Below are 26,398 nucleotides of genomic sequence, written 5' to 3'. Positions count from 1 at the left end.
TCATGAAAGAATCTGCTGTTTTAAATAATCAAAAAGTTCAGACTTCTATTTTTACTGATGAGCATGTTATGTTTCGTGATTCGCTTAGAAAGTTTCTCGAAAAAGAAGCGGTGCCTTTTTTTGACGAGTGGGAAGCGGATCGTATTATCCCGAGGTCCTTTTGGGAGAAGATGGGTGAAAAAGGATTCATTTGTCCATGGGTAAGTGAAGAATATGGCGGTTTAGGTACGGATTTTGCCTTTTCCGCTATTTTAGGAGAAGAGTTAGCAAGAGTAGGTGCAGGGTTAACAGGAATTGGTACACATAGCAACATTATTGTTCCTTATATTGCCTCATTTGGTACAGAAGAGCAAAAAAGGAAATACCTTCCTGGCTGTGTAAGCGGGAAAATCATAACAGCTATTGCCATGACTGAACCAGGGGCTGGCTCAGATTTAGCCAGCATTCGTACAACAGCAATTAAGGATGGTGACCACTATGTCATTAATGGGCAAAAAACATTTATTACCAATGGTGTTCATTCAGACTTAATTATCGTTGCTTGTAAAACAGATCCAAAAGCATCACCGCCGCATAAAGGGGTTAGTTTATTGCTCGTGGAGAGAGATACGTTAGGTTTCTCTAGAGGGCGTAAATTAAATAAAGTAGGTATGCATAGTCAAGACACAGCTGAACTCATTTTTGAGAATGCTAGAGTTCCGGTTTCCAATCTTCTAGGAGAAGAAGGAAAGGGTTTTTCCTACTTAATGACTAAGCTGCAACAGGAAAGATTAATTGCCTCTCTTAATGCTCTTGTAGCAGCTGAAGACATGCTTCAACTAACTATTCAATATGTAAAAGAGCGCGAAGCCTTTGGAAGATCAATCAGTAAGTTTCAAAATACACAGTTTAAAATTGCTGAAATGGCTACTGAAGTTCAAATTGGCCGTACTTTCGTTAATGATTTAATTGCTAAACATATCGATTCAGAAAATATCGTGACTCAAGTATCGATGGCTAAATGGTGGATTACCGATATGGCAAAACGTGTGGCGACAGAATGTATGCAGCTGCACGGAGGATATGGCTATATGGAAGAGTACAAGATTGCCCGTCGCTATCGAGATATTCCAGTTACTTCAATCTTTGCAGGATCCAATGAAATTATGAAGGTCATTATTTCAAAACAATTAGGCTTATAAAAAAATAACAATTTGAAGGGATGGATTATAATGGGAAAATTAGAAAATAAGGTTGCAGTTGTTACAGGTTCAGGTCGTGGAATTGGTCGAGATATCGCGTTATTAATGGCTAAAGAAGGAGCAAAGGTCGTTGTCAATGATTTGGGCGGTGGATCTGATGGAAATGGGAACGATACAAAAGTGGCGGATGAAGTAGTTCAAGAAATTAGAGAACTAGGTGGAGAAGCTGTAGCCAATTATGATTCAGTTTCTGAATATGAAAGCGCTACAAAAATTGTAGAAACAGCATTAACGGAGTTTGGCCGTATCGATATTGTTGTCAATAATGCTGGTATTTTACGAGATCGCATGCTGTTCAAAATGAGTGAAGAGGAATGGGATGCTGTTATTGCGGTACATCTAAAAGGCTCATTTAATATGACAAGAGCAGCCGCTCCATATTTTAAAGAACAAAAAAGCGGCCGCTTCATTAACTTTACATCTACATCAGGCTTAATTGGTAATGTTGGTCAAGCAAACTATGCTGCAGCAAAATTAGGGATTGCGGGTCTTAATAGAATAACAGCGTTGGATATGGCCCGCTATAATGTAACAGCTAATGCGGTCGCGCCGTTTGCATGGAGTCGATTGATTGGTTCCATTCCGACTGAGACAGACGACCAAAAGGCTAGAGTCGATAAACTTAAGCAACTATCCCCAGCTCATATTGCACCATTAGTCGCTTTCTTAAGTTCGGATGAAGCGGCTGATGTTTCCGGCCAAATTTTCGGTGTTAGAGGCAAGGAAATTATGGTCTTTTCACAGCCGCGTCCAGTTCGTTCTGTTTATAATGCAGAAGGCTGGTCCATCGATAGCCTAAGTTCGATTAAAGGATCCTTACAATCTAGTTTTACTCCGCTTGAAGTAAGTGCTGACGTATTCCCATATGAGCCATTAGTATAATGCTAAATAAATAATTTTAATAGTTATGAGCTTGAGCGCGTATATTGTTTCAAGCTCATAACCGTTATTAAAAAGATAAGGGGGATTACATGTTAGAAGGAATACGTGTTATCGATTTTTCTCAGTATCTTCCAGGACCTCATGCAACCTTACGTTTAGTAGATATGGGAGCCGAAGTCATTAAAGTCGAATCGCCTCAAGGAGATCCTTCTCGAGCTTCTGCTGGAATAAATGGAAATGGTTTTGTTTTTTTAACACAAAATCGAAATAAAAAAAGCGTCGTATTAAATTTAAAGGATCCTATAGATCGAAAGAATGCCTTAAATCTAATTAGTGAAGCTGATGTTGTCCTTGAAAGCTTTCGCCCAGGAGTGACGGATCGACTTGGGATTGGTTATGAACATGCTGCCCAAGTTAAAAAAGATATTATTTATTGCTCGCTTTCAGGTTATGGCCAAACGGGATCAATGAGTCATTTAGGTGGACACGACATTAACTATATGTCGATAAGCGGGCTGCTTGCGCAGTTAAAGGATGAAAAAGGACGTCCGGTGCAACCGAGCACGACAATAGCAGATTTTGTAGGAGGGATATCCGCTAGTGAAGCCATTTTAGGCGCATTAGTGAAAAAACTAAGAACAGGGGAAGGTTCTTATATTGATCTATCGATTACAGACTCTCTATTCTCCCTTATGTCCAATCATATTGTAATCGAACATGCCACAGGGGAGCAGCACGGTGTTTCAAAGCTTAATAATAAATACGTCTGCTATTTCTTATATGAAACAAAAGATAGTAGATTTGTGAGTTTAGGAGCTTTGGAAGCGAAATTTTGGAGGAATTTCTGTACAGCTTTGAATAAAGAACATTGGATCTCAGAACATTTTTCACTAGCTCAACCAAGTAATCCTGTATTTAACGAAATGAAGGAAGTATTCGCTAATAGAACATTGGCCGAATGGACGCAGTTTTCTTACCAAGTAGATTGCTGCTTAGCTCCTGTTCTAGAAACTGGTGAATTATATAATCATCCATTTAGCCAAGAAAGAGGACTTATTGTCGAAAAAGAAGAGATACGATATACAGCAACAAAATATCCAGCTATTGAAGACTATTACACAGCTCCACCAAAGTTTGGACAACATTCAGATCAGGTAAAAGAACAATATAAAAGGAAAGTTTAAGTGAAAGGGGTAAAATGCTTTGATTAATCTTGATAACTTTTCTCTCCTGTCCCTTTATGAAGTGTTAGAACAAACTGCGGTCAAATATCCTAATCAAGTGGCGGTAATAGACGGTGAAATTAAATTAAGTTATAGCGAGTTAAAGGAAACGATTGATGCTTTCGCTTCCGTTCTATATGAAAAAGGAATTCAAAAAGGCGATCGAATCGGGTTAATGTTACCGAATGGGATTCACTATATGATTTCTTATTATGCTATTCAGCGTTTAGGCGGAATTGTTGTACAAGTTAACCCTTTATATCAAACATCTGAACTCCAATATATGCTGGATGACGCAAAGCCGAAATTGTTTATTTGCGGTAGAAATCAAGCTGAAAAACTAGAGAAAATTGAGGATTTTAAAAACGTACATGTCATTTTCACAAAGGATGAAAGCAATAAGGATCAAATCCTATTAAAAGGAAAGAACTGTACACTTCCTTCACTAAATATTAATCCAAAGGAGGATGTAGCTGTTTTACAGTATACAGGTGGAACAACTGGCAGATCTAAAGGGGTTATGTTAACTCACTTTAATATTATTAGTAATATTCATCAATCGGGCAGTGTTGTTTCATCGGTCATGAAGGAAGGAGAAGAGCGCATATTAGGAGTGGCACCGCTGACACATGCTATGGCTATGACAAATATGAATTATACTGTCCGATTTGCTGCTACATACATTATTGTAGAGAAATTTGAAGTGACGAAAGTTTTACAAACAATTAGTCAATATAAACCTACAATGATGTTAGGCTCTCCAACGATGTATATTGCTTTACTGAATCATCCTAACCTAGGGAAAAATGATTTATCTTGCTTTAAAATTTGTATTTCCGGCTCTGCCCCTCTTCCTGTAGAAGTTTTAAAAGAATTAGAGCGAAAATCCGGAGCACATATTTTCGAAGGATACGGTTTATCAGAAGCAACAACATCCACTCACCGAACTCCAGTAGATGGAGAAAGAAAGATTGGCAGCGTTGGCATTCCAGTCCCTTTAACAGAATCAAAAATAGTAGATATCGAAACAGGGACGAGAGAGTTAGCGACTGGAGAACGTGGTGAACTTATCGTGAAAGGCCCACAAGTGATGAAAGGGTATTGGAATAAGTCTGTAGAAACAGCTCTTACGATTCGTGATGGTTGGCTATACACAGGAGACATAGCTGTTCGTGATAAAGACGGATACTATTATATAGTCGGCAGGAAAAAAGATATGGTGATTGCGGGCGGCTTGAATATTTACCCAACTGAAGTGGAAGAAATGCTCTATCAGCATCCAGCAATAGCTGAAGCGTGTGTGTTTGGCGTACCTGATGCGTATCTTGGTGAAAAACTGTTAGCCATTGTGATATTGAAACAGGGTGAAAACATTAGTGAACAAGAATTGCTAAGTTGGTGTGAAGGTCGAATTGCAAGATATAAAATTCCAAGAGCTATCGAATTTCGGGAGGCTTTACCTAAAACAATAGTTGGGAAAATATTGAGGCGCCGACTTGTTGAAGAATATAAAGAAAAACTGAATCAATTGTAAAAGTATTAGCAGTATGATTAATCATTTTAAATTAAAGGAGTGTTAGAGAATGGATTTTAACTTATCATCTGATTTAGTAGAAATGAAAAAATCAATTAGAGATTTTGTCGATAATACAGTGGATTCTCTTGCTGATCAAATTGAAAGAGAAGATAGAATCCCAGAACATATTATGAAAATGAGTAAGGAAATCGGCCTGTTTGGTCTAAGTATTCCAGAGGAATACGGTGGACTAGGAATTGATATGGTTGGTAAATGCGGCATTTATGAAGAGATTGGTCGTACATCTAATGGATTTACAACGGTAATTGGTGCTCATACAGGTATTGGTTCAGTTGGAATCGTTGAGATGGGGAATGAGGAGCAAAAAAGAAAATATTTGCCGGGTATGGCTTCAGGAGATTTGATTGGAGCGTTTGCTTTAACAGAACCAAGTGCAGGTTCTAATGCCGTTGCCTTAAAGACGAGAGCCGTGAGAAAGGGAGATAAATATATTCTTAATGGATCCAAGCATTATATTACAAACGGGCCGATTGCCGATATATTTACTGTTATGGCCGTTACTGATCCAAGTAAAGGAGCGAAAGGGATTACTTCCTTCATTGTAGAAAAAGGCAGTAAAGGACTTATCATTGGCAAGACTGAAGAAAAAATGGGATTACGCGGCTCCCACTCCTCTGAAATTTTCTTTGAGGATTGCGAAGTTCCAGTTGAAAATGTTCTTGGTGTAGAAGGGCTGGGTTATGTAAATGCCCTGAAGATTCTTGCGAATGGTCGAGCTGGACTCGCGGCACGTAATCTCGGATCATGCCAAAAGTTGTATGAATTATCTGTCAAATACGCACATGAGCGTGAGCAGTTTGGCAAGCCGATTTTTGAGCAGCAAGTCATTCAGCATTATTTAGCTGAAATCGCATTGGACGTCGAAACATTGCGTTCAGTTACCTATCGAGTGGCATGGATGGTTGACCAAGGCATGAATGTTATTAAGGAAGCAGCAATGGCGAAGCTTCTTGGTTCAGAAATCTATAATCGCATCGCTGACAAAGCGGTTCAAATTCACGGTGGGATTGGCTACATCAAAGAGTATCCAATTGAAAGATATTATCGCGATGCTCGTATTACAAAAATTTATGAAGGAACATCTGAAATTCAAAAGAACATTATTGCTGCCCAAATACACAAAGAGTACTTAAAAACTGTACCAACTGTCCATGCTTAATTAATAGATTGGTAGCTTTCCAGCCTTTATACAATGATCCGAAAATTGCACACTAATGATAGTGAAGATTGAGAGGAGCAGGCATATGAAAGGAATTATTTCCTACGGAGCATACATTCCGTATAATCGTCTCCAACGAAAAAAAATTGGGGAATTCTTTGGTAAATCTACGTATAGCGGGGAAAAAGCTGTTGCTGGCTATGATGAAGACAGCGTATCGATGGGCGTTGAGGCAGCACTTGATTGCTTACATGGAACAGATTCAAAAGAGATTGATGCTGTTTATTTTGCGACAACGAGTGCTCCTTATAAGGAAAAAGGGTCGATTTCCACGATTGCTGCGGCATTACATTTAAAAGAAAATGTCCGAGGAATCGAAGCAGCCTCGTCTTTAAGAAGCGGCACTTCTGCTATTTTAGCAGCTAATGAACTCGAGCAAACGCTTGTTATTGCCTCAGATTGCCGGACAGGGGCCCCTACTGGACAAAACGAACAGTGGTTTGGCGATGGAGCGGCTTCTTTCTTAATTGGTCACGGGCCGGAAGTAATCGCCAACGTTATTGATGCAGTGAGTGTACAGGGCGAATTGGTCAGTGAATGGCGCAGTCAAACCGATTCATTTACTCAAAATTGGGAGGAACGTTTAGGTTCAACGGTATTTTTAAAGCAAGTGAAAGAAGTCGTTACCCCTTTTTTAGAAAAAAACAATTGTACTGCTGATGCCATTAACAAGGTTATTATATCTGGTCCAGGAACACGTGCTCATACACAAGCGGCTAGTGCCGTTGGATTCCAAAAAAATCAAATACAAGACCCCTTATTTGATTCAGTAGGTGCTGCCGGAAATGCTCATGCTCCGATGATGCTCGTTTCTGCATTAGAAGAAGCAAAGCCTGGGGATCAGCTTCTTGTCGTAGCATTTGCAGAAGGACTGGATGTCATGTTGCTAGAGGTGACAGAGGCCATTTCTCGTCTTGCTAAAAGAAAAGGCGTTCAAGGTTATTTAACGGTTAAAAACGATCAAACGTCTTATAGTGATTATTTAAAATGGAGAAATCTTCTTGAAACAGAGCCGCCAAGAAGACCAGAAACAGAGCGTCCGTCCGCTCCCGCTCTATATAGGGGGTATCATCAAAACCTTTCATTTACCGGATCGAAATGTAGAAATTGTGGTACACCACAATTTCCAAAGCAACGTATTTGTACCCAATGCCAAGTAAAGGATGAAATGGACGATTATCGCTTTGTTGGACAATCTGCTAAAGTAATGACTTATACACTCGATCATTTAGCTGCCTCACCTGCTCCTCCAATGATTGTAGCGGTTGTGGATTTTGATAAAGGAGGACGCATTATTTGCGAAGTGACCGATTGTCATCCAAAAGAAATAGAAATTGGGATGAATGTTGAGATGACATTCAGACGTTTATATGAAGCTGGGGGGATCAGTAATTATTTCTGGAAAGCCCGACCAATCAGGCAAAAGGAGAGTGTCTAGTATGAGCAGAAAGGGAATTAGCGATAAGGTAGCCGTTATTGGAATGGGCTGTACAAGATTTGCCGAGCATTGGGATAAAAGTGTTGATGATTTATTAGTGGATGCTGCGTATGAAGCATTCGCTGATGCCGGTATTGAACCAGCGGATATAGAAGCGGCGTGGTTAGGAACGATGATTTCTGGATATGCAGGGATTACTCTTTCGGGACCGTTAAAAACACAATTCATTCCAGTTACGAGAGTAGAAAATATGTGCGCAACAGGCTCTGAAGCATTTCGAAATGCTTGTTATGCAGTAGCTTCAGGTGCATATGATATCGTTCTGGCAATCGGGGTTGAAAAACTGAAGGATTCAGGATTTAGCGGATTGAATTCACCTAAGCCGCCAAGTGATGGGACAGCCCCTAATTTTTCTGCCCCCGCTTCTTTTTCCTTCCTCGCCCCAGCCTATTTTGATAAATATGGATTATCGGCAGAGCAAGGAAGAGAAGTACTGTCACGGATTGCTTGGAAAAATCACTATAATGGCTCGTTGAATCCTAAAGCTCAATACCGTAATGAAGTTCCAATGGAGAAAATTTCGAACTCTCCGATGGTAGCAGCCCCGCTTGGAATTATGGATTGTTCGGGGGTGGCAGATGGAGCTGCTGCTGCCATTATCGTTCGAACAGAAGATGCCCATAAATATAGAAAAGATCCGATGTATGTCAAAGCGCTATCGATTGCAGCTGGACCTGGAGATGGTCGATTACGTCAGGACTTTGATTTTACAAGCATTAAGGAAAATGTTATATCTTCACAAGCTGCTTATCGTGAAGCGGGAATTAAAGATCCGCGCAAAGAAATTAGTATGGCGGAAGTGCATGACTGCTTTACTCCTACAGAATTGGTCATTTATGAAGATTTAGGATTTAGTGAACGCGGGCAAGGTTGGAAAGACGTTTTAAATGGTGTTTTTGAACTGGGTGGAGAACTGCCGGTTAATCCAGATGGAGGGCTAAAGTCATTTGGACATCCGATTGGAGCTAGCGGCTTGCGAATGTTATACGAAATGTATTTACAATTCCAAGGCCGTGCAGGTAAACGCCAATTAGATAATCCAAAGATTGGACTCACCCACAATTTAGGTGGAACACCCATGCAATGTGTTTCTTTCGTATCTATCGTAGGGAAAGAGTTGTCTTAATAATATAGAAAAGGAGTGGAGATTTTGAGCACAGGACTAAAAGAGAAAATCGGTATGAAATTAGATACGTATACCTTTAAAGTAGAAAAAGGGAAAATTAAGGAATTAGCACTTGCAATTGGTGATTTGCGAGAGGAATACCTAAATGGAGAAGCGATTTTACCCACTTTTCCAACTGTGATTGATTTCTGGGGCGGAGGAGCTTCTACATCTGACCTATTGGGGTTAAATGTTAAAAAAGTTCTTCATGGGGAACAAGAGTATGAATATTTAGGAGAAATTAAACCAGGTGATGAAATTACAGTAACTGGTGTAGTTGAAAAAGTATATACAAAAGCAGCTATGAATTTTGTCATTCTCAAAAAAGAGTTTGTAAATCAACATGGTGAAACGGTCTTAATTAGCCGTTCAACTGTTATCGAAAGACACTAGGAGGGGATTATATGGAGATCGGTTATCAATTTGAACCATTACACAAAGAGGAAATTACGCATTCACAGCTTGTTCGATATGCAGGAGCGTCAGGAGATTTCAATCCTATTCACACGGTTGTACCATTTGCAGAATCTGCCGGATTAGGTGGTGTAATCGCTCATGGCATGCTAATTATGGGATTTGTTGGCCAAGCAATTGGTCAATGGTTTTCAACAAAAGATCTTGCAAAATTCTCTACTCGTTTTAGAGCAATGACAAGACCAGGAGAAAAAATTACTGTTCAGGGCCACGTAGTAGATGAAACAGCAGAACGCTGGATTTGCCAGGCTGAGGCAGTAAACGATGAAGGAGAAGTGAAAGTGAAAGCTTTCTTTGAAATCAAGAAAAGATAGTGTTAAAAAGGGGCAGACCTGATAGCCATCAAGTTAAGAAAATGATATAAAAAACAAAAAATGACCATCCTGATTCAGTATGCAACTGAATCAGGATGGTCATTTCTTTAATTCATATTCCATTATATCCGCAAAAAATAGATTGGATACTCTTTTTAGTACCATTTCATCTCCCTCTATTGGTTATGATGGCAGATTGAAGTCTTATTTAAGGTTTAGAAATCCATCTATCTATGACTAATATAAGTATAAAAGAAAAGAGTCAATTTTATGAAAAATTAAGACAAAGTCTTCGCCATGTTTGCAGCCAGTTCCCGAATTCCTATTGGAGAGAGTTAGGTGCCGACTTAGCTTATCTTGAAATTTTTATAAAATTATTTCTAATTTTATAAAAAATTATCATTTTATGTAAAATATTGTTTACTTATATCTAGATTAATATTATCCTAGATATATTCAATATATTGAATATATTGAATATAATGTAAATTTATACATATTAAAAAATACAAAAGGAGTGGAGAGTTTGAGCACAGGACTACAAGAGAAAGTCGGTATGAAATTGGATACATATAATTTCAAAATCGAAAAAGGGAAGCTTAGAGAGCTTGCCCTTGCGATTGGTGATTTGCGAGAGGAATCCTTAAAAGGAGAGTTGGTCTTACCTACCTTTCCAACTGTTGTTGATTTTATGGGTGAAGAAACCTCTACGTTGGAGGATCTATTAGGGTTAAATCTACAAAAGGTTCTTCATGGGGAACAAGAGTATGAATATTTAGGAGAAATGAAACCAGGCGATGATCTTACAGTAACAGGTGTAATTGAAAATGTGTATACAAAAGCATCTATGGATTTTTACATTATCAAAAAAGAGTTTGTAAATCAAAATGGTGAAACGGTATTAATTAGCCGTTCGACTATTATCGAAAGACACTAGGAGGGGATTATATGGAAGTCGGTTATCAGTTTGAACCATTACATAAAGAAGAAATTACTCATTCACAGCTTGTTCGATATGCAGGAGCATCAGGAGATTTCAATCCTATTCACACAGTTGTACCATTTGCGGAATCTGCTGGATTAGGTGGTGTAATCGCTCATGGCATGCTGGTTAAGGGGTTTGTTGGCCAAGCAATTAGTCAATGGTTTTCAACAAAAGATCTTGTAAAATTCTCTACTCGTTTTAGAGCAATGACAAGACCGGGAGAAAAAATTACTGTTCAGGGCAGCGTAGTAGAGGAAACAGAAGATCGCTGGATTTGTCAAGCCGAGGCAGTAAACGAGGCAGGAGAAGTTAAGGTAAAATCTTCCTTTGAGATTAAGAAAAGATAGTGTGAAAAGGGACAGTCTCCCTGTTCAATATGTTGTATATAGGAAAATTGATATACAACATATTGAGGAGGTAAGGTCTGTCTCTTTACTTTTCCTTATTTATTACTAAATCATTTTTTGGGAGGAGATATTGTGAACGGAAAAACGGTCATTATAACTGGAGGCGGTAGCGGTATTGGTAAAGCCATGGCGATGAAATTTGCTGGAGAAGGCGCAAATGTAGTCATTACTGGCCGGAATCCTGAGCGGTTAAAACAGGCAAAGGCGGAAATGAAATCACTGAACGGTCAAGTACTGGATTTTCAAATGGATGTTCGTGATCCTGAACATGTGCAGGCAATGATTCTTGCAACAAAAAATCAATTTGGAAAGATAGATGCACTTGTGAATAACGCTGCTGGAAATTTCGTTTGTCCTGCCGAAGAGCTTTCGATAAATGGCTGGAAATCTGTTATTGATATCGTATTAAATGGGACATGGTATTGTTCTCAAGCGGTTGGAAAAGAGTGGATTGCTAATAAACAAACCGGTAGTATTCTAAATATTGTAGCGACCTATGCATGGGGGGCTGGACCTGGCACTATACATTCAGCTAGTGCAAAAGCAGGAGTGCTATCGATGACGCGTACACTTGCTGTAGAATGGGGCAGTAAATATGGAATTAGGGTAAATTGCATTGCTCCGGGACCGATTGAAAATACAGAAGGGGTAACGAGATTAATCGAAACGAGGAATGTATATCAAGAGGCTATTAATTCTGTACCTCTAAAACGATTTGGGAAAGCTGAAGAAATTGCTAATCTAGCAAACTTCTTATTATCACCAGAAGCTGAATATATTAATGGCGAATGTATTACTATGGATGGAGGAAGATGGTTAAATAATCAAATTAGTAAGAATTAGTCTAGATATATTCAGAAATATTGTGTTATTTTTAATCATAACGATACCTTTCTTGGATGTAGTGGGTAAACTTCATTCTAGAAGGTGTTTTTTTTTGTAGTGAGTTCATGAATGATTAGTTTAAGAAAAAAGCTGCTCAAAAAGAATAATAAAGGAATGAAAATAATGAGTACATCGCTAATAGAAAAAGGAATCAATTTCGCTCTTTCCGCTCACCATGGACAAATGCGCAAGCAAACAACAATTCCTTACGTCGTTCATCCCCTATCTGTCGGCTTCCTTTTACAAAAATATGGCTATAACGAGGAGACAATAACAGCTGGTATTTTACACGATGTGCTTGAAGATACCCAAGCTACGTATGAGCAACTCGTCGATGAATTCGGCTTTAGGATAGCCAATTTAGTAGAAGAAGCATCAGAAAAAGATAAAACCTTACCATGGAAAGTACGAAAATTACATACAGTGGAGACAATTCACTCTTTATCCAAAAATGGAGCGGCAATCGTCTGTGCGGATAAGTTGAATAATCTTTCGTCTATCAAAGAAGAAGGTAGTAGGATAGGGGAAGAAGTATGGAATCGGTTTAATAGTGGAAAAGAAGAACAGGATTGGTATTATCAATCGATTGCCACTCAGTTGTACAGAACGGAAGTAGAAAAGAATTTGCTTTTAGCATTTGATCAAACTGTACAAAAGGTGTTTGGTCAGGATAAAAATCTTTCATTTAAAGAAATAGATAGTTATTTTGAATTTCCATACGGTGTCGCTGACTCACAACTAGAAGAATGGGACAATGAGCCGCACGGGAAGATTAAAGCAATTGTTTATCGTCGACTCAATACTCTATATGTACATCAAGACGAGTGCGTATTCAATCTAATTGATTATTTACAGCAGTGCGGACTGGAGTTTCAAACAAATTCAGATGGTCCTATACTTATCGGTTGTTTGGGTGTATCTTTAATGGAACAATATCAAATGAACGAACTAGAAATCGCTAGACATATATTTAGAAATTTAAAGAAATTATAGAAAGTTCTTTTATAATGGATATACCAAAAGAGAAGTTTAATTCTGAAATGAAATATCGAACAAAATACATATGTAAAGTTAACTGAAAATGAATGGGAGATTTTTGAAATGGATTTACAATTACAAGGGAAAAACATATTGATTACGGGCGGGTCGAAAGGGATAGGAAAAGCCATTGCTCAGGCCTTTGTTTTAGAAGGAGCGAATGTATCGATTGCTGCCCGCGGCCTAGAATCTTTACAAAAGACAAAAGAAGAGTTTGGCGGCAACGTATCCATTTTCCAAGCGGATATTTTAAGAGCAGATGAACGAGAAAAACTCATGCAATCTTTTATTAAACAAAACGGAACAATAGATGTCCTAATTAATAATGCAGGTGGCAGTAATGGGGGCAGAGCCCTAGATACAGAGATGGATCTATTTTATAAGGCGCTAGAGCTAAATTATTTTTCCGCCGTTCATTTAAGTAAATTAGCGACTGAGCATATGAAAACCTCTCGCAGCGGATCCATTATTAACATTACATCTATATTTGGAAGAGAGAGCGGCGGAAAAGTGACTTATAATAATGCCAAATCGGCTTTGATTAGCTTTACTAAATCGTTCGCTGATGAGGTAATCCCTTATGGAATTCGTGTAAATAGCATTGCTCCAGGAAGTATTCTTCACGAAACAGGAAATTGGAAAAAGCGAATTGAAGAGAATCCTCAGCAAATGAAAGAATTTATTCAGCATGAAATTCCTGCAGGTCGTTTTGGCACTCCTGAAGAAATAGCCAATGTTGTTACTTTTCTAGCTTCTGATAAAGCTTCTTGGATTGTCGGAGCTAGTATAAATGTAGATGGTGGACAATCTAGGATGAATTTTTAAAGAAAATCAGAGCATAGTTTGATGCATGCTCTGATTTTTTATTCATCCTATCAAATAAAACGTACGATATCGTTTACCGGAAGACGAGAAGAGCCGTATGCTGGGGCAGCAGCTTTTCCAAGTGCTATTAAAACAATAGGAAAAGTTCCTTCTGGCAACTCAAATCTTTCAGCGAATTTCACCTTATCGAATCCACCCATTGTAACGGTATCATAGCCTTTTTCTTTAGCAATTAACATGAATTGCATAGAAATGAGTCCTGCATCAAAAGAAGCGATATTTTTTCTAGCTTCTGTTGAGATTTGTGGATATACACGTCGAGTACTATCAATCATTTGCTTTGTGATTGCTTCGTTCATATGACCTTCAGCAAAGTTTTGGTTATAAATTTGCTCTACTTTTTGATACATTTCGTGGTCACCTAATACAGCGATAACAGCAGAGCTTGTTTCTACTTGTTCTTGATTATTCGCAATGGTTCTTAATTCTTTTTTTACTTCTTGATCTTGAATCACAAGAAAGCGCCAAGGTTGAAGATTACTAGAAGATGGAGCGGATGCTGCCATCTGAATCATTTCTTCAATTTCTTCTTTTGGAATACTGAATGTTGGATCATATACGCGGACAGACTTTCTAGCTTTCATGATTGAATATATATTTGAATCAATTGTTGTAGTCACTGATATTCCTCCTTTATTAAAACTTACTATTAGTAAGTTTACAGACTATAGCTTACCATTAGTAAGTTTTCTGCGTCAATAAATATACATATATGATAAGATAAAAATAGATAAATGAAGATTAAATGGGGGAGCGCATTGAAGAAGTCTAACTGTGAAACTAAAGTGGATGTTTGTAGTAACTACCATAGTACGATAGAATTTATCGGAAGAAAGTGGATGGGGATCATCATTTATACTTTAATGTCCGGACCAAAGCGATATCATGAAATTCTTTCAGCGGTTCCAGGGATTTCAGATCGGCTTTTAACCAAACGACTGAATGAATTAGTTAACGCTAATATCGTAAACAAGCATTATCTTGATTCCTCTACAAAAAAAGTGGAGTATACACTAACTCCTAGTGGTGTAGCATTAAAAGAAGTAATTGTCGCCATACATCATTGGATAGAAGTGTATGAATGGGAACAAAATAAGTAAATCAATTTGTATCGCTCTTCAATTCGATTGTATGTGCCCTTGACTTTAGTTAGTGTAGATTTATGAACAAACCCATTCTGGTTCTGTGAAGGCTTGAAATCTCTACAGGGCTTTTTAAAAAAATAATAGGTTTTGTTAAAAATTCCATAATATTAAGGGAACCCATTATTTATGGGTTCCCTATTCCTCATATCTGCCAATAGTTGAATAAGCGACAACTACTGTCGAGTATTAGCTTATAATATTTATTACAATATATCTTTGGAGTAAACGATATTATTAGTTATCATTCAAATGATAGATTATTTGCACAACGCCAGAAGAGAACGTTCTTGTATTAACCATTTTTAAATTTATCCTCTGTTTTATATCAATAAACAGCGGTTTTCCTTCTCCCAAAACAACGGGGTGAATAGATAATCTAAATTCATCAACAAGCCCTAAATTTATAAAAGTTGTAATGAGGCTTGCTCCGCCATACAGCCAGATGTCTTTACCAGACTTTTTCTTCAATTTATTTACTTCTTCAAGAATATTATCATTTACAAATATTGTTTGATTATTAGTTTCTTTTTGTGTTCTGGAAAATACATATTTCTCTTTATTATGAACCAATCTCCAAATTTCTTTTTCAGTATCAAAGTCTTTATTTTTTGGAATATATTGTCCCCATAAATCGTAGCTCTTTCTACCATACAAAATAGTATCAATTTGATTCAAGAAATCAGTAAACCCCATATCAGGGTCCATAATGCACCAATCAACTTCTCCATTTTTCCCTTCAATAAAACCATCTAAAGTAACTGCTAAATCTAAAATTATTTTTCTCTGTTTTACGTTGTTTGTCATAACTCTTCATCCTTTTATCATTCAGGTTTTGTTTCTTCTGCCCCGTTTTCCTTTTTGAGAATACAGGAAATAAGTCTCGTCAATTTCAACGATACCATCAAAATGCTCAAAACCCATTTGTTTTAAAGCATTTCACTAAGTAACCTCTACGATTTTAGCCGATTTTCGCAGGGAATATTCTTTGAATATACAATCAACAAATGTAATTCATTCGTTACTTTTTCGGGTACGGTACAAGCAAGTATTGGTTGTGTCAGTGAAAGGTTTGCTACAGCATTTACAGCGATATCGTTGCCGACCATTATATTTTTCGAATTGACTGATTATAACAGAGCCAAATAATAAAAGAGTAGGATTAGATAAATGCATATCTATCATTGTTTAAGTTAGACTTTATATGTAAAATGAAGTGATAGCAGCAATGATAATTTAAATAAAACATATATAATGGAGCTTATTTTAAGCCGTTTATACATATAAACCACAATTATTAGAGAAAAACAACGTGGTATCAACAGAAGAAGGAGAGATTCGAATGAAAGATACAATCGTTCTAGGGCTTTATGTACTTGCCACAATATTAGCCTTACTATCGGCTATTATATATCCTTTAACAGGTATGAAAATCATTTTTAGTATAGCGACAGTATTATATGCTTGGATGAGCTATGCGTATTATTCTAAATATAAAAAAGGTAAGCAGAGAAAATAAGGAATTAGCGCTTTAATGGGTTATCAGAACAAACAGGGTTGCCTTATAAGATGAGGCAACCCTGTTTGTTCTTTATTTTTCTTTTAGTTAGTCGTTGCAACGAATTAAAACAAGAATAATTCATGTTCCGTATAAAGAAATTCTACATCATACCCTTTGTTGCGCAGAGAAGGGATTAAAGTGTGATGATACTTTTCCTTGTTAAGATCTTTAACGTAAATTTTAACCCCTGTACCTTTTCCTCTAATTTCACCAGTTAAAACGACTGTACCTATAGACTCTTCGATTTGTGCCTTAATAAAGTTTGAGTCATTCTCGAAATACTCATGGACTTCATATAAAAGAACGTTCATTTTCCCCATGCTGTTCCCCCTCTTTTTTTGAGATATAATCAGCATTCCGTCCTTACTATATATTACCATATCATTAAATAAATATTCTGAAAATACTTAATGAAATGTAAGTAATGATATAGAAGTTTATGTTTATATTCGGTCAAGAAAAAAAGGACCTTCCGAGAGTCCTTTTCTTCAACTGTTATATCGCCATCTTATGAGCGTGCTTTTAGTTTATTAATAATATGTTCAGTTACTTCCATTGTAGACGCAGTACCACCGATATCCGGAGTTTTTATGCCATCTTGTAGTACTTCCTCTATTGTGTCTAATAATAGAGTACCTAGCTCTTGCTCTCCAAAATGATCGAGCATCATTTTCCCTGTCCAAATTTGTCCAATTGGATTAGCAATTCCTTTGCCAACAATATCTGGCGCAGAACCATGAACAGGTTCAAACATGGATGGGAATTTTCCATTTAAATTAATATTAGCAGCAGGTGCAATTCCGATGCTTCCCATAATGGATGCACCGATATCCGTTAGAATATCTCCAAACAAATTGCTCGCTACAATCACATCAAAGGTATGAGGTTTTGAAACAAAGAAAGCGCTAAGAGCATCAATATGTATAGATTGTGTTTCGATATTGTCATACTTTCTTGAAACATCTTGAAAGACTTCATCCCAAAAAGGCATAGAATGAACAATTCCATTTGACTTTGTTGCACTTGTAACATGCCCTTTCCTTGTTTTGGCTAATTCAAACGCATAATCCATGGCACGCGTAATTCCTTTTCTAGTAAAAACAGCATTTTGAATCGCCATTTCATCTTCGCCAGAATGAATTCTTCCTCCAATTTCACTATATTCTCCTTCACTGTTTTCCCTTACTACAATGAAATCAAATTCTCGCGGGTTGGCGAGCGGAGACAGAATTCCTTTCATTTGTTTTGCAGGACGAACATTGATGACTTGTTCGAATTCTCTTCGGATATTAACAAGCAGTCCCCAAAGAGATACGTGATCTGCAACAAGTTTTGGATTTCCAACCGCTCCTAAAAAAACGGCATCACTTTGTTCTAGTTGCTTTAATCCATCTTTTGGCATCATCACACCGTGTTCTAGATAATATTCACAACTCCATGGATATTCTTTATATGTAAAGTTAAGCCCCCCATGAATATCGGCCAGCACATCTAAAACTTTAATGGCTTCTGGCATTACTTCTGTTCCAATTCCATCTCCAGGAATAACGGAAATCTCCCACTTTTTCATGTTGTATCCCCCTTGGATTCATACTATGCTTTTTCAAAATAATTTATAAGCATCTAATCTATTATACAAAACATTCCAATATTTTGTAGTATTAGACAATAAGAATGAGCAAAAATTTTTTACTTTTAAGAGTTTAGAAAATAGAAGAATACGTTATGATATTACTTGTATATCATTAAAATTTTTGAAGGAAGTGAATGAAGTGCTTTATGCTATTGTATTATTTATACTAGCAGGTTTAGCGGAAATAGGCGGGGGATACCTTATTTGGTTATGGTTAAGAGAAGGAAAATCTGTTTATTGGGGAATCTTTGGTGGAATAGCATTAGCTTTATACGGTGTGATTGCTACATTTCAATCATTCCCATCATTCGGTCGAGTGTACGCTGCCTATGGAGGAGTATTTATCGTGCTTTCTGTATTGTGGGGATGGGGCATTGATAAAAAAACACCTGATCTATACGATTGGATAGGGGCAGGTATATGCTTAGTTGGAGTTTCAGTCATATTATTAGCACCACGTCACTAACAACTCCCATGGCTAAAGCCGCCGGGGTCCTTTTCTCACAAATCTCCCACTTACCATCTTCCATAAGAAGAGACAGAGGCGAGACTGGGGTAAGCAACACTTGAGAGAAAAACAGTCTTGTTTCATACATACATTTCTTGTCAGGATTGTCGTGCAGTTCAGCTGCATTATCATTAAGCTGATACCAATGGGTACTTGCCAATCTATTTCTACAAAATAGTTAGTGTTCGTTGCGTATAGATTTTGAGGTTACATTTGTTCATATGTGAAAAAAACCTTAGTTCTGTATTGGAAAATCTTGATTTCCATAATATTGTAATTGTGCTATAGTTAATGGTATTACTTTTATTACCAATTTTATCATAAAACACAAATTACAAAAAGGAGATTACGATGATTACAGAGCATTTTTTTAATAATAAGATACTAGATATAGTATTTGAAAGTACATATTATGGCACTGTCATTGTTGATATTAATGGGAAAATCCAATATATAAGCAATAATTACTGTGAATTTTTAAAAATTGAACGGGAACTAGTGATTGGTGAGCACGTCACAAATGTGATTGAAAATACAAGAATGCATTTAGTAGTACAAACAGGTAAAGCCGAAATGGCCGACTTACATTTTCTTCATAACGATTTTGTTATTGCTAATCGAATCCCTATTATAAAAAATAATGAAATACTTGGTGCGATAGGGATTATTACTTTTAGAGATCTTGCTGATTGGAAGAATATGAACAGCCATATTAACGAACTTTTAATCAATTATAAATTTTATCAAAAGGAATGGGAAATACCAGGCGGGATTAAGTATTCTTCACATGATTTAATTGGAAAGTCACAAGAAATCCAAGAGTTAAAGGATTTTGTAAAAAGAGTCGCCATGGGGAATATATCTGTTTTAATTCGAGGAGAAAGTGGTACAGGTAAAGAAATTATTGCGCATAGCATTCATCAATTTAGCGGAAGAATGGATAAACCATTTGTAAAGGTGAATTGTGGAGCTATTCCGGAACAATTGATTGAATCGGAACTTTTTGGCTATGAGGCAGGTGCTTTTACTGGGGCAAAAAAGGGAGGAAAAATAGGAAAGTTCGAACTTGCAGATGGTGGAACAATTTTCTTGGATGAAATTGGTGATATGCCTTTGCATATGCAAGTTAAGTTATTAAGAGTTCTTCAGGAGAACGAATATGAGCCTGTAGGTTCGCTGTATCCTAAAAAAATAAATGTTCGGGTGATTGCAGCTACAAACCGTCCTTTAGAAAAATTGATTGAACAAAAGCTTTTTCGTGAAGATTTATTTTACCGAATTAATGCAGTTCAATTATTCATTCCTGCTTTACGTGATAGAACGGAAGATATCCCTTTACTTGTAGAGCATTTTCTAAAAAAGGCCGCAGCTAAGATAGGAAAAAGAATTACTTCTATACACCCGGAAGTTCTATCGTTAATTGAGCAATATGATTGGCCAGGAAATATAAGAGAATTAGAGAATGTAATTAATGCAGGGGTTCATCTATCAAGTAATGGAGAAATAAGAATAGATGATTTACCCCATTATTTGAAAAATTACAAGTTGGAAGCAGAGGAAAGAAGCTTAAAAGATATTGTAGAAGAAACAGAAAAGAAGGTAATTGAAAAAGCACTAAAGAAGTTTAATTTCGATAAAAACCGAGCAGCAGCAGCTCTTGGAATTGGGAATTCTACTATATACGATAAAATAAAGAAATATCAGATTCTGATCAAATAAAATAAATCCGGGATTTCGGAATGCACTCCGAAATCCCGGATTTATTTTTATTTTCAAATGAATGTTGGTTTTTCCTCAATAGATTAGGAAGAGATGCAATAAATTAGACACTATCAATATGTTACTTTCATCAATTATAGAAAGTTTTGCAGTAAAGACTTTCCAAACTTCTGGAAAAAATATTTAATTATTTAACAATTTAATCCTGAAAATGTTGATACCATTAAATTACAAAATTTGGCATAAATATTGCATTACATATAGTTAATATAACGAAAGGGAGGAATTTTATTTGGATATTGGATTTTTCACAAGAAAAATGGCCAATGATTTAAATACGTTAAATCATAGAAAAGTAGCCATACAAGAAGAGATGGGAAAATCATGGACATATTCGGATCTTCACCGTATATCAAACTCCTATGCAAATAAGCTTTGTGAACTTGGGGTTGAAAAAGGAGACCGTGTTGGCATCTTGCTTCATAACTGCCTTGAATATTTCGGTCTTTATTTTGCCGTTGCAAAAATTGGAGCAATTGCTGTCCGACTTAATTTTAGGCTTTCAAGTGCTGAGCTTGAATATGCATTAAACGATTCGCAGACGAAAATAGTATGTTTTCATTCGAATTTATCTAAGCAGCTGGAAGGGATTGTGAATCAAGTTTCTGTTGAGCGTTTTATTTGTCTTGAGAATAGCCAAGATGCTATCCCGCATTGGTCTGAACCATGGAGTATGTTAGAGAGCGGTTCGATAGAAGAAGTAAACGTGAGACATATTAAATTACATGATCCAGTTATGCTGATGTATACGTCTGGGACAACCGGAAGACCTAAAGGGGCGATTTGGACTCATGATACAACATATTGGTTTTCTGCAATACAAGCATTGAAATGGAAGTTTACTGGTCAGGAAGTTGGGATGACTACTGGTCCACTCTATCATGTTGGAGCTATGGAAGATATCGCCCTTCCGATTCTAATGATGGGTGGGACGGTTATTATTACGAAAAGCCAAGGTTTCGAGATTGGAAGGATTCTATCCGTAATAGAGAATGAAAATGTAACCGATTGTTTTTTATTCCCATTTATGATTTATGAAATGTTAAATATGCCTAATCTAGATCATTATAATTTGAAAGCTTTAAAAACAATTTATACCGGTGGTGACCCGCTCATGCCATGGGCGCTCGAACAATTGAAAATGAAGTTTCCACATCTTGGAGTTGTTCAAGTGTACGGTTTAACTGAAGGTCAACCAATTGCGGCTGCGCTCGATCCGGAAGATAATTTTACGAAGGGTCATACCGTTGGAAAGCCAATGCCTCTTACGGAAATTAATATCATTGATGATAATGGAAGGCCTCTTGCTGTTGGTGAAATTGGTGAAATTGCAATTAAAAGCCCGGGGGTTTCAGAGGGGTATTGGAGGAGACCTGATGCAACAATGGAAACATTTGTTGAAGGTTGGTGTAAAACAGGAGATTTAGGAGTATTCGATGAAGATGGGTATCTATCAATAGTAGGGAGAAAAAAAGATATGATTCGAAGCGGCGGTGAAAATATTTATGCAGCGGAAATTGAAGATGTTTTATACCGCCATCCGGATGTGAAGGAAGTTTCGATAATCGGTGTTCCTGATCCCAAATATATTGAAGCTGTATGTGCGGTAATTGTTAAGAAAGAAGGAGCTACCCTAACGGAAGAGGATGTAGTTGAATTTTGTAAAAAACACCTAGCAAGTTATAAGAAACCTAGAGAAGTCAAATTTGTGAATGAAATACCCCGCACCCCTTCAGGGAAGGTTCAAAAGTATGTTTTACGAAATCAGTATAGTGGTATAAATTAAATCCCATATTTCAATAGATAAAAAGAGAAATACTTATATAGTAGATTGATGTTTACATTTAAAAGAAAGTTGGTGTGGAATCCAATGAATAAAATTCAAGTTGTATCATGGTCGAAGCAGAGTCAGATAGCAAAAATTGTGATTGATAATCCACCTGTAAATGTATTTAGTGCTGACGTTATTGAACAATTGACACTTATATTAGATGAAATTGAAAACGATTCGGAAATTAAAGTTGTGATTATTACTGGTCAAGGGGAAAAGGCTTTTGTTGCTGGTGGAGATATAAAGAGCTTTCCACAATGGATGGGAAAAGGGGTGGAAGAAGGAAAGCAAAAATCACTTTGGCTTCAGGAACCTCTTAACAAGATTGAACGTTTATCTCAACCAACGATTGCTGCAATCAACGGCTTGGCGCTAGGCGGAGGATGTGAATTAGCTTTATCGTGTGATATTCGAATAGCGGAGGAACAAATTCAAATTGGCCTTCCTGAAATTAAATTGGGGTTATTTCCAGGAGCTGGGGGTACCCAAAGGCTTTCACGATTAGTTGGAAAAGCGAAAGCAAAAGAAATGATTTTTACTGGTCAGCCGCTCTCTGCAGAAGAGGCAAAACAAATTGGACTAGTTAATCATGTTGTTCCTAAAGGAAAATCTTTAGAAAAAGCGTTGGAACTAGCGGAATGTATAAGCAATTTTTCATTGCCGGCTCTTTCCTTTGCCAAGCGCTCTCTTGATATTGGCTATGAACAACAACTTCATGAAGGCTTAGTTACGGAAGCTGAGTATTTTGGTCATGTTTTGCAAACAAAGGATGTAAAAGAAGGGGTTGAAGCCTTTATCCAGAAGCGGAAACCAAAATTTATAGATAAGTAATCGTAGAAAACAATCTTAAGTGAGTACATAAGGGAATGTATGAAAATATTATTTTAAACTTTTGAAAAGGAGCGGGTTACAATGTTTAATAAATATTTTGAGCATTATAACATAGGTGAAACTTGGCAATCAAAGGGAAGAACCATTACTGAATCTGACTTAGTTATGTTTTCTGCTTTCAGCGGGGATTGGTATTCACTTCATAGTGATGCAGAGTACGCGAAGGGAACGCAGTTTGAGCAACGCATTGCCCACGGAATGGCGATTCTTTCGATTACGACTGGATTGGTAGCGTTTGAACCTGGCATCGTAGTGGCCTTCTATGGAATGGATAAGGTTCGGTTTACAAATCCCACTTTTATCGGTGACACAATCCATCTCAACGCAAAGGTAATCGACCTAAAAGATAGAAGTCAATCACAAGGGCTAGTTACTGTATTACAAGAAGTGAAGAAACAAACCGGTGAAACGGTTGCGGTCTTTGATATGAAAATTTTGATGAACAAGAAAAGTGCAGAATAAAAGGACTTTCTGTATGTTAATTCTCAAGAAAGAATACAGATGTTCCTTCTTCTTTAGGCAGGTCATCTCAGCACATTGATTATATCTAGAGAGGCTTTATATAACTGTAAAAGGAGATTGATTTATGGACCTTATTATTATTCTAGCAGCTCTAGGGCTACTCATATTTGGCGCTTATCGAGGCTATTCTGTTATTATTTTGGCTCCAATATGTGCATTGTTAGCTGTATTCTTCACTGAACCAAGTCATGTGTTACCATTCTTCTCTAATATTTTTATGGAAAAGTTAGTTGGCTTTGTAAAACTATATTTTCCTGTTTTCTTACTTGGTGCTATTTTTGGTAAAGTAATTGAGATTACTGGAATCGCTGAGAGAATAGCTAAGGTTATTGTTCGGTTTATTGGGGCTAAACAAGCCATTCTTACTGTTGTGCTAATGGGTGCTATTCTTACCTACAGCGGGGTTAGCTTATTTGTAGCTGTGTTTGCTATTTATCCTTTTGCAGCTCAGTTGTTCCGCGAAGCAAATATTCCAAAACGACTCATTCCAGCGACCATTGCATTTAGTGCTTTTACTTTCTCAATGGATGCCATCCCAGGATCACCGCAGATTCAGAATGTTATTCCAACAAGTTTCTTTGGTACCGATATCTATGCTGCTCCAATACTTGGAATGATTGGTGCAGTGTTCATTTTCAGTCTCGGTATGTGGTATTTAGAGAGCCGTCGACGTAAGGCAGCTGCAAATGGGGAAGGGTATTACGGAATCGGAAAAAATGCAATCAATGAGATGGCAGCCGCTAGTGAAGCAGCGGATATTCATGAAGCTAAGTCTGCACCTGCCACTCAACTTTCAGATGGAAAGATAAAGGCGAAAGATTGGCTTGCTTTTCTGCCGCTTGTATTGGTAGGTGTTATGAATAAGTTTTTCACCACCTACATTCCTAAATGGTATGAGAATGGATTTGATTTTGCGAAAATTGGATTAGAGAGTTTTGGAACGGTTAACTTAAGTCAGAATCTTGGTATTTGGTCAGTTGTAATGGCGCTTCTTGTAGGGATTGTAACGGCCATTGCTCTAAACGTTCAGGAGGTTAAAAAGAATTTCCAAGAAAGTATGAGTGTTGGGATAAGCGGGGCCTTGCTTGCTACAATGAATACCGCATCTGAATTTGGATTTGGAGGAGTTATCGCAGCTTTACCTGGGTTTGCCATCGTTCAAAATGCTCTTTCTTCAACTTTTACTAACCCGCTAGTAAATGGGGCGGTATCGACAAATATTCTTGCAGGAATGACGGGATCTGGATCTGGAGGAATAAGTCTTGTATTAGGTGTAATGGCAGAGAAGTATGTAGAGGCAGCTAATGCCGCTAACATTCCATTAGAAGTCATGCACCGCGTAATGTCTATGGCAGCCGGTGGAATGGATACGCTTCCGCATAACGGTGCTGTTATCACTTTACTTGTAGTTTGCGGCTTAACACATCGTCAAGCTTACAAAGATATTTTTGCTATAACGATTATTAAATCTTTTGCAGCTTTCTTCATTATCGGTGTTTATATGCTGACTGGTCTTATCTAAAAAACGAATGAAGTTTGCTGTGACTTCAAAAATCTAACGAAATTACTTTAATTAAAAAGGTATAATCTCCTCACAAATATAGAGGGATTATACCTTTTTAATGTTAGAAAAGCTTATCTAGAGTTTCGTAACGATACAAGCGAAGGGTATCCATGCTAAACTATAAAAGTTCATCATTACATATAAAAAAATTGGAGAAGTTATGAAGAAAATTAAAATATTTATAAAAAGATTTGTCTTGTTTTTATTCATTTTAGTAGTATTCATGTACGTAAATAATACCTCTTTATTTACTAAAACGACAGATGAAGTCCCTCTACTGCTAGCGCATAGAGGAATGGCTCAAACATTCCATATGGAAGGAATTACAGGTGATACATGTACGGCAGAAAGGATTTATGAGCCGGAACATCCTTATCTAGAGAATACGATCCCGTCTATGGAAGCAGCCTTTGAAGCGGGTGCTGATATCGTTGAATTTGATGTCCAACCTACAAAAGATGGTCAGTTTGCTATTTTCCATGATTGGACACTTGAATGCCGGACAGATGGAAAAGGGGTAACGAGGGAACATACTATGCAAGAATTGAAGTCTCTTGATATCGGATATGGATACACGGCTGATAATGGAAAAAGCTATCCGTTCCGTGGCAAAGGAGTAGGACTTATGCCTTCACTTGAAGAAGTGTTGTCCTATTTTCCAGATGAATCGTTTTTAATTCATATTAAAAGTGATGACCCAGCAGAAGGAGAACAACTGGCTCATACTCTTTCTAAATTATCAAAAGAACGTTTAAGTCAATTAACGGTTTATGGTGGAGATCAACCTATTCAAGCATTAAAAGAAAGTCTGCCAGAACTTCGGGTCATGTCCATGGCTACGATGAAAAGTTGTATGCTTCCTTATATCGCTGTAGGATGGACGGGATATGTTCCTGCTGCTTGTCAAAATACACAAATTCACATTCCAGAGACATATGCTTCGTGGATGTGGGGATGGCCGGATAAATTTATCAAACGATTAGAAAATGTAGATACTCGAGTATTCATTGTTGCAGGTGATGGAGGATGGTCAGAAGGTTTTGATACGGCGGAGGATGTTAAGCGTCTGCCATCTAACTATTCTGGAGGCGTTTGGACCAATAGAATTGATGTAGTTGCTCCTATCTTACAAGAATAAATCTGCCTTTGTGGTG

The 26,398-nt window shown here is 37.3% G+C and carries 27 protein-coding genes and 1 pseudogene; 23 read left to right on the top strand and 5 right to left on the bottom strand.

Going from position 1 to position 26,398, the window contains the following annotated elements; translation table 11 throughout:
* The first annotated feature begins 2 nt into the window (after window positions 1-2).
* From ACE199_RS16320 to ACE199_RS16255, 14 genes are all read left to right on the top strand, one after another.
* Entirely contained in the window at window positions 3-1,181 is a 1,179-nt protein-coding gene (locus ACE199_RS16320) for an acyl-CoA dehydrogenase family protein (RefSeq protein WP_375350738.1), read from the top strand.
* Window positions 1,182-1,211: 30 nt separating this feature from the next.
* A complete protein-coding gene (locus tag ACE199_RS16315; protein WP_375350737.1) occupies window positions 1,212-2,123 on the top strand; it encodes an SDR family NAD(P)-dependent oxidoreductase in 912 nt (303 codons plus the stop codon).
* A gap of 89 nt (window positions 2,124-2,212) precedes the next feature.
* Window positions 2,213-3,307, top strand: a complete 1,095-nt coding sequence (locus ACE199_RS16310; protein WP_375350736.1) for a CaiB/BaiF CoA transferase family protein — start codon at window positions 2,213-2,215, stop codon at window positions 3,305-3,307.
* A gap of 19 nt (window positions 3,308-3,326) precedes the next feature.
* A complete protein-coding gene (locus tag ACE199_RS16305; RefSeq protein WP_375350735.1) occupies window positions 3,327-4,880 on the top strand; it encodes a long-chain-fatty-acid--CoA ligase in 1,554 nt (517 codons plus the stop codon).
* A gap of 49 nt (window positions 4,881-4,929) precedes the next feature.
* Window positions 4,930-6,102, top strand: coding sequence for an acyl-CoA dehydrogenase family protein (locus ACE199_RS16300; protein WP_375350734.1), 1,173 nt, complete (start codon window positions 4,930-4,932; stop codon window positions 6,100-6,102).
* 85 nt (window positions 6,103-6,187) lie between these two features.
* The gene (locus ACE199_RS16295; RefSeq protein ID WP_375350733.1) at window positions 6,188-7,600 is read left to right on the top strand and encodes an OB-fold domain-containing protein; all 1,413 of its coding nucleotides are present in this window, start codon (window positions 6,188-6,190) and stop codon (window positions 7,598-7,600) included.
* Window position 7,601: 1 nt separating this feature from the next.
* Window positions 7,602-8,786 carry an acetyl-CoA acetyltransferase gene (locus tag ACE199_RS16290; protein WP_375350732.1) on the top strand — a complete coding sequence of 395 codons (1,185 nt, stop codon included), beginning with the start codon at window positions 7,602-7,604 and terminating at the stop codon, window positions 8,784-8,786.
* 24 nt (window positions 8,787-8,810) lie between these two features.
* The gene (locus tag ACE199_RS16285) at window positions 8,811-9,218 is read left to right on the top strand and encodes an FAS1-like dehydratase domain-containing protein (protein ID WP_375350731.1); all 408 of its coding nucleotides are present in this window, start codon (window positions 8,811-8,813) and stop codon (window positions 9,216-9,218) included.
* Window positions 9,219-9,229: 11 nt separating this feature from the next.
* Entirely contained in the window at window positions 9,230-9,613 is a 384-nt protein-coding gene (locus ACE199_RS16280) for a MaoC/PaaZ C-terminal domain-containing protein (RefSeq protein WP_375350730.1), read from the top strand.
* 526 nt (window positions 9,614-10,139) lie between these two features.
* A complete protein-coding gene (locus ACE199_RS16275; RefSeq protein WP_375350729.1) occupies window positions 10,140-10,550 on the top strand; it encodes an FAS1-like dehydratase domain-containing protein in 411 nt (136 codons plus the stop codon).
* An 11-nt stretch (window positions 10,551-10,561) separates the two neighbouring features.
* Complete coding sequence (locus ACE199_RS16270; protein WP_375350728.1) at window positions 10,562-10,945, top strand: MaoC/PaaZ C-terminal domain-containing protein; 384 nt, start codon at window positions 10,562-10,564, stop codon at window positions 10,943-10,945.
* Window positions 10,946-11,077: 132 nt separating this feature from the next.
* A complete protein-coding gene (gene fadH / locus ACE199_RS16265) occupies window positions 11,078-11,848 on the top strand; it encodes a 2,4-dienoyl-CoA reductase (protein WP_375350727.1) in 771 nt (256 codons plus the stop codon).
* A gap of 165 nt (window positions 11,849-12,013) precedes the next feature.
* Window positions 12,014-12,883, top strand: a complete 870-nt coding sequence (locus ACE199_RS16260; RefSeq protein WP_375350725.1) for an HD domain-containing protein — start codon at window positions 12,014-12,016, stop codon at window positions 12,881-12,883.
* Window positions 12,884-12,991: 108 nt separating this feature from the next.
* Entirely contained in the window at window positions 12,992-13,753 is a 762-nt protein-coding gene (locus ACE199_RS16255) for an SDR family NAD(P)-dependent oxidoreductase (protein WP_375350724.1), read from the top strand.
* A 50-nt stretch (window positions 13,754-13,803) separates the two neighbouring features.
* Here the strand turns inward: ACE199_RS16255 and ACE199_RS16250 are convergent, their stop codons facing one another.
* On the bottom strand, window positions 13,804-14,397 hold the full coding sequence (locus ACE199_RS16250; RefSeq protein ID WP_375350809.1) for a nitroreductase family protein: 594 nt from the start codon (window positions 14,395-14,397) through the stop codon (window positions 13,804-13,806).
* A gap of 174 nt (window positions 14,398-14,571) precedes the next feature.
* Here ACE199_RS16250 and ACE199_RS16245 point away from each other — a divergent pair, with 174 nt between their 5' ends.
* The gene (locus ACE199_RS16245; protein ID WP_375350723.1) at window positions 14,572-14,913 is read left to right on the top strand and encodes a winged helix-turn-helix transcriptional regulator; all 342 of its coding nucleotides are present in this window, start codon (window positions 14,572-14,574) and stop codon (window positions 14,911-14,913) included.
* Between the two features lie 279 nt (window positions 14,914-15,192).
* On the opposite strand, the gene ACE199_RS16240 is transcribed toward ACE199_RS16245, so the two are convergent.
* Window positions 15,193-15,762, bottom strand: a complete 570-nt coding sequence (locus tag ACE199_RS16240; protein WP_375350722.1) for a dihydrofolate reductase family protein — start codon at window positions 15,760-15,762, stop codon at window positions 15,193-15,195.
* A 39-nt stretch (window positions 15,763-15,801) separates the two neighbouring features.
* Window positions 15,802-16,077, bottom strand: a pseudogene (locus ACE199_RS16235) (IS1595 family transposase); the annotation flags it as partial.
* Window positions 16,078-16,297: 220 nt separating this feature from the next.
* Between ACE199_RS16235 and ACE199_RS16230 the strand changes: the two are divergent.
* The gene (locus ACE199_RS16230; RefSeq protein ID WP_164853185.1) at window positions 16,298-16,474 is read left to right on the top strand and encodes a hypothetical protein; all 177 of its coding nucleotides are present in this window, start codon (window positions 16,298-16,300) and stop codon (window positions 16,472-16,474) included.
* Window positions 16,475-16,578: 104 nt separating this feature from the next.
* Here the strand turns inward: ACE199_RS16230 and ACE199_RS16225 are convergent, their stop codons facing one another.
* The gene (locus ACE199_RS16225; protein WP_119118279.1) at window positions 16,579-16,836 is read right to left on the bottom strand and encodes a hypothetical protein; all 258 of its coding nucleotides are present in this window, start codon (window positions 16,834-16,836) and stop codon (window positions 16,579-16,581) included.
* A gap of 188 nt (window positions 16,837-17,024) precedes the next feature.
* Window positions 17,025-18,086, bottom strand: coding sequence for a tartrate dehydrogenase (locus ACE199_RS16220; protein ID WP_375350721.1), 1,062 nt, complete (start codon window positions 18,084-18,086; stop codon window positions 17,025-17,027).
* Between the two features lie 202 nt (window positions 18,087-18,288).
* Here ACE199_RS16220 and ACE199_RS16215 point away from each other — a divergent pair, with 202 nt between their 5' ends.
* The 7 genes from ACE199_RS16215 (at window position 18,289) to ACE199_RS16185 (ending at window position 26,382) form a co-directional block, all read left to right on the top strand.
* On the top strand, window positions 18,289-18,615 hold the full coding sequence (locus ACE199_RS16215) for a YnfA family protein (RefSeq protein ID WP_375350720.1): 327 nt from the start codon (window positions 18,289-18,291) through the stop codon (window positions 18,613-18,615).
* A gap of 393 nt (window positions 18,616-19,008) precedes the next feature.
* The gene (locus ACE199_RS16210; protein WP_375350718.1) at window positions 19,009-20,376 is read left to right on the top strand and encodes a sigma-54 interaction domain-containing protein; all 1,368 of its coding nucleotides are present in this window, start codon (window positions 19,009-19,011) and stop codon (window positions 20,374-20,376) included.
* Window positions 20,377-20,668: 292 nt separating this feature from the next.
* Window positions 20,669-22,222, top strand: a complete 1,554-nt coding sequence (locus ACE199_RS16205; protein WP_375350717.1) for an acyl-CoA synthetase — start codon at window positions 20,669-20,671, stop codon at window positions 22,220-22,222.
* Window positions 22,223-22,306: 84 nt separating this feature from the next.
* Complete coding sequence (locus ACE199_RS16200) at window positions 22,307-23,098, top strand: enoyl-CoA hydratase (RefSeq protein WP_375350716.1); 792 nt, start codon at window positions 22,307-22,309, stop codon at window positions 23,096-23,098.
* 81 nt (window positions 23,099-23,179) lie between these two features.
* Complete coding sequence (locus ACE199_RS16195; RefSeq protein WP_375350715.1) at window positions 23,180-23,620, top strand: MaoC/PaaZ C-terminal domain-containing protein; 441 nt, start codon at window positions 23,180-23,182, stop codon at window positions 23,618-23,620.
* Window positions 23,621-23,744: 124 nt separating this feature from the next.
* Complete coding sequence (locus ACE199_RS16190; protein ID WP_375350714.1) at window positions 23,745-25,202, top strand: GntP family permease; 1,458 nt, start codon at window positions 23,745-23,747, stop codon at window positions 25,200-25,202.
* Between the two features lie 202 nt (window positions 25,203-25,404).
* A complete protein-coding gene (locus ACE199_RS16185; RefSeq protein ID WP_375350713.1) occupies window positions 25,405-26,382 on the top strand; it encodes a glycerophosphodiester phosphodiesterase family protein in 978 nt (325 codons plus the stop codon).
* The last annotated feature ends 16 nt before the right edge of the window (window positions 26,383-26,398 follow it).

Origin of the sequence: Peribacillus sp. Hz7 (genome assembly GCF_042136355.1) — a bacterium.
GTDB lineage: Bacteria > Bacillota > Bacilli > Bacillales > DSM-1321 > Peribacillus > Peribacillus asahii_A.
The sequence above is the reverse complement of the archived record's forward strand: the minus strand, read 5'-3'. Positions and strand labels throughout refer to the sequence as shown.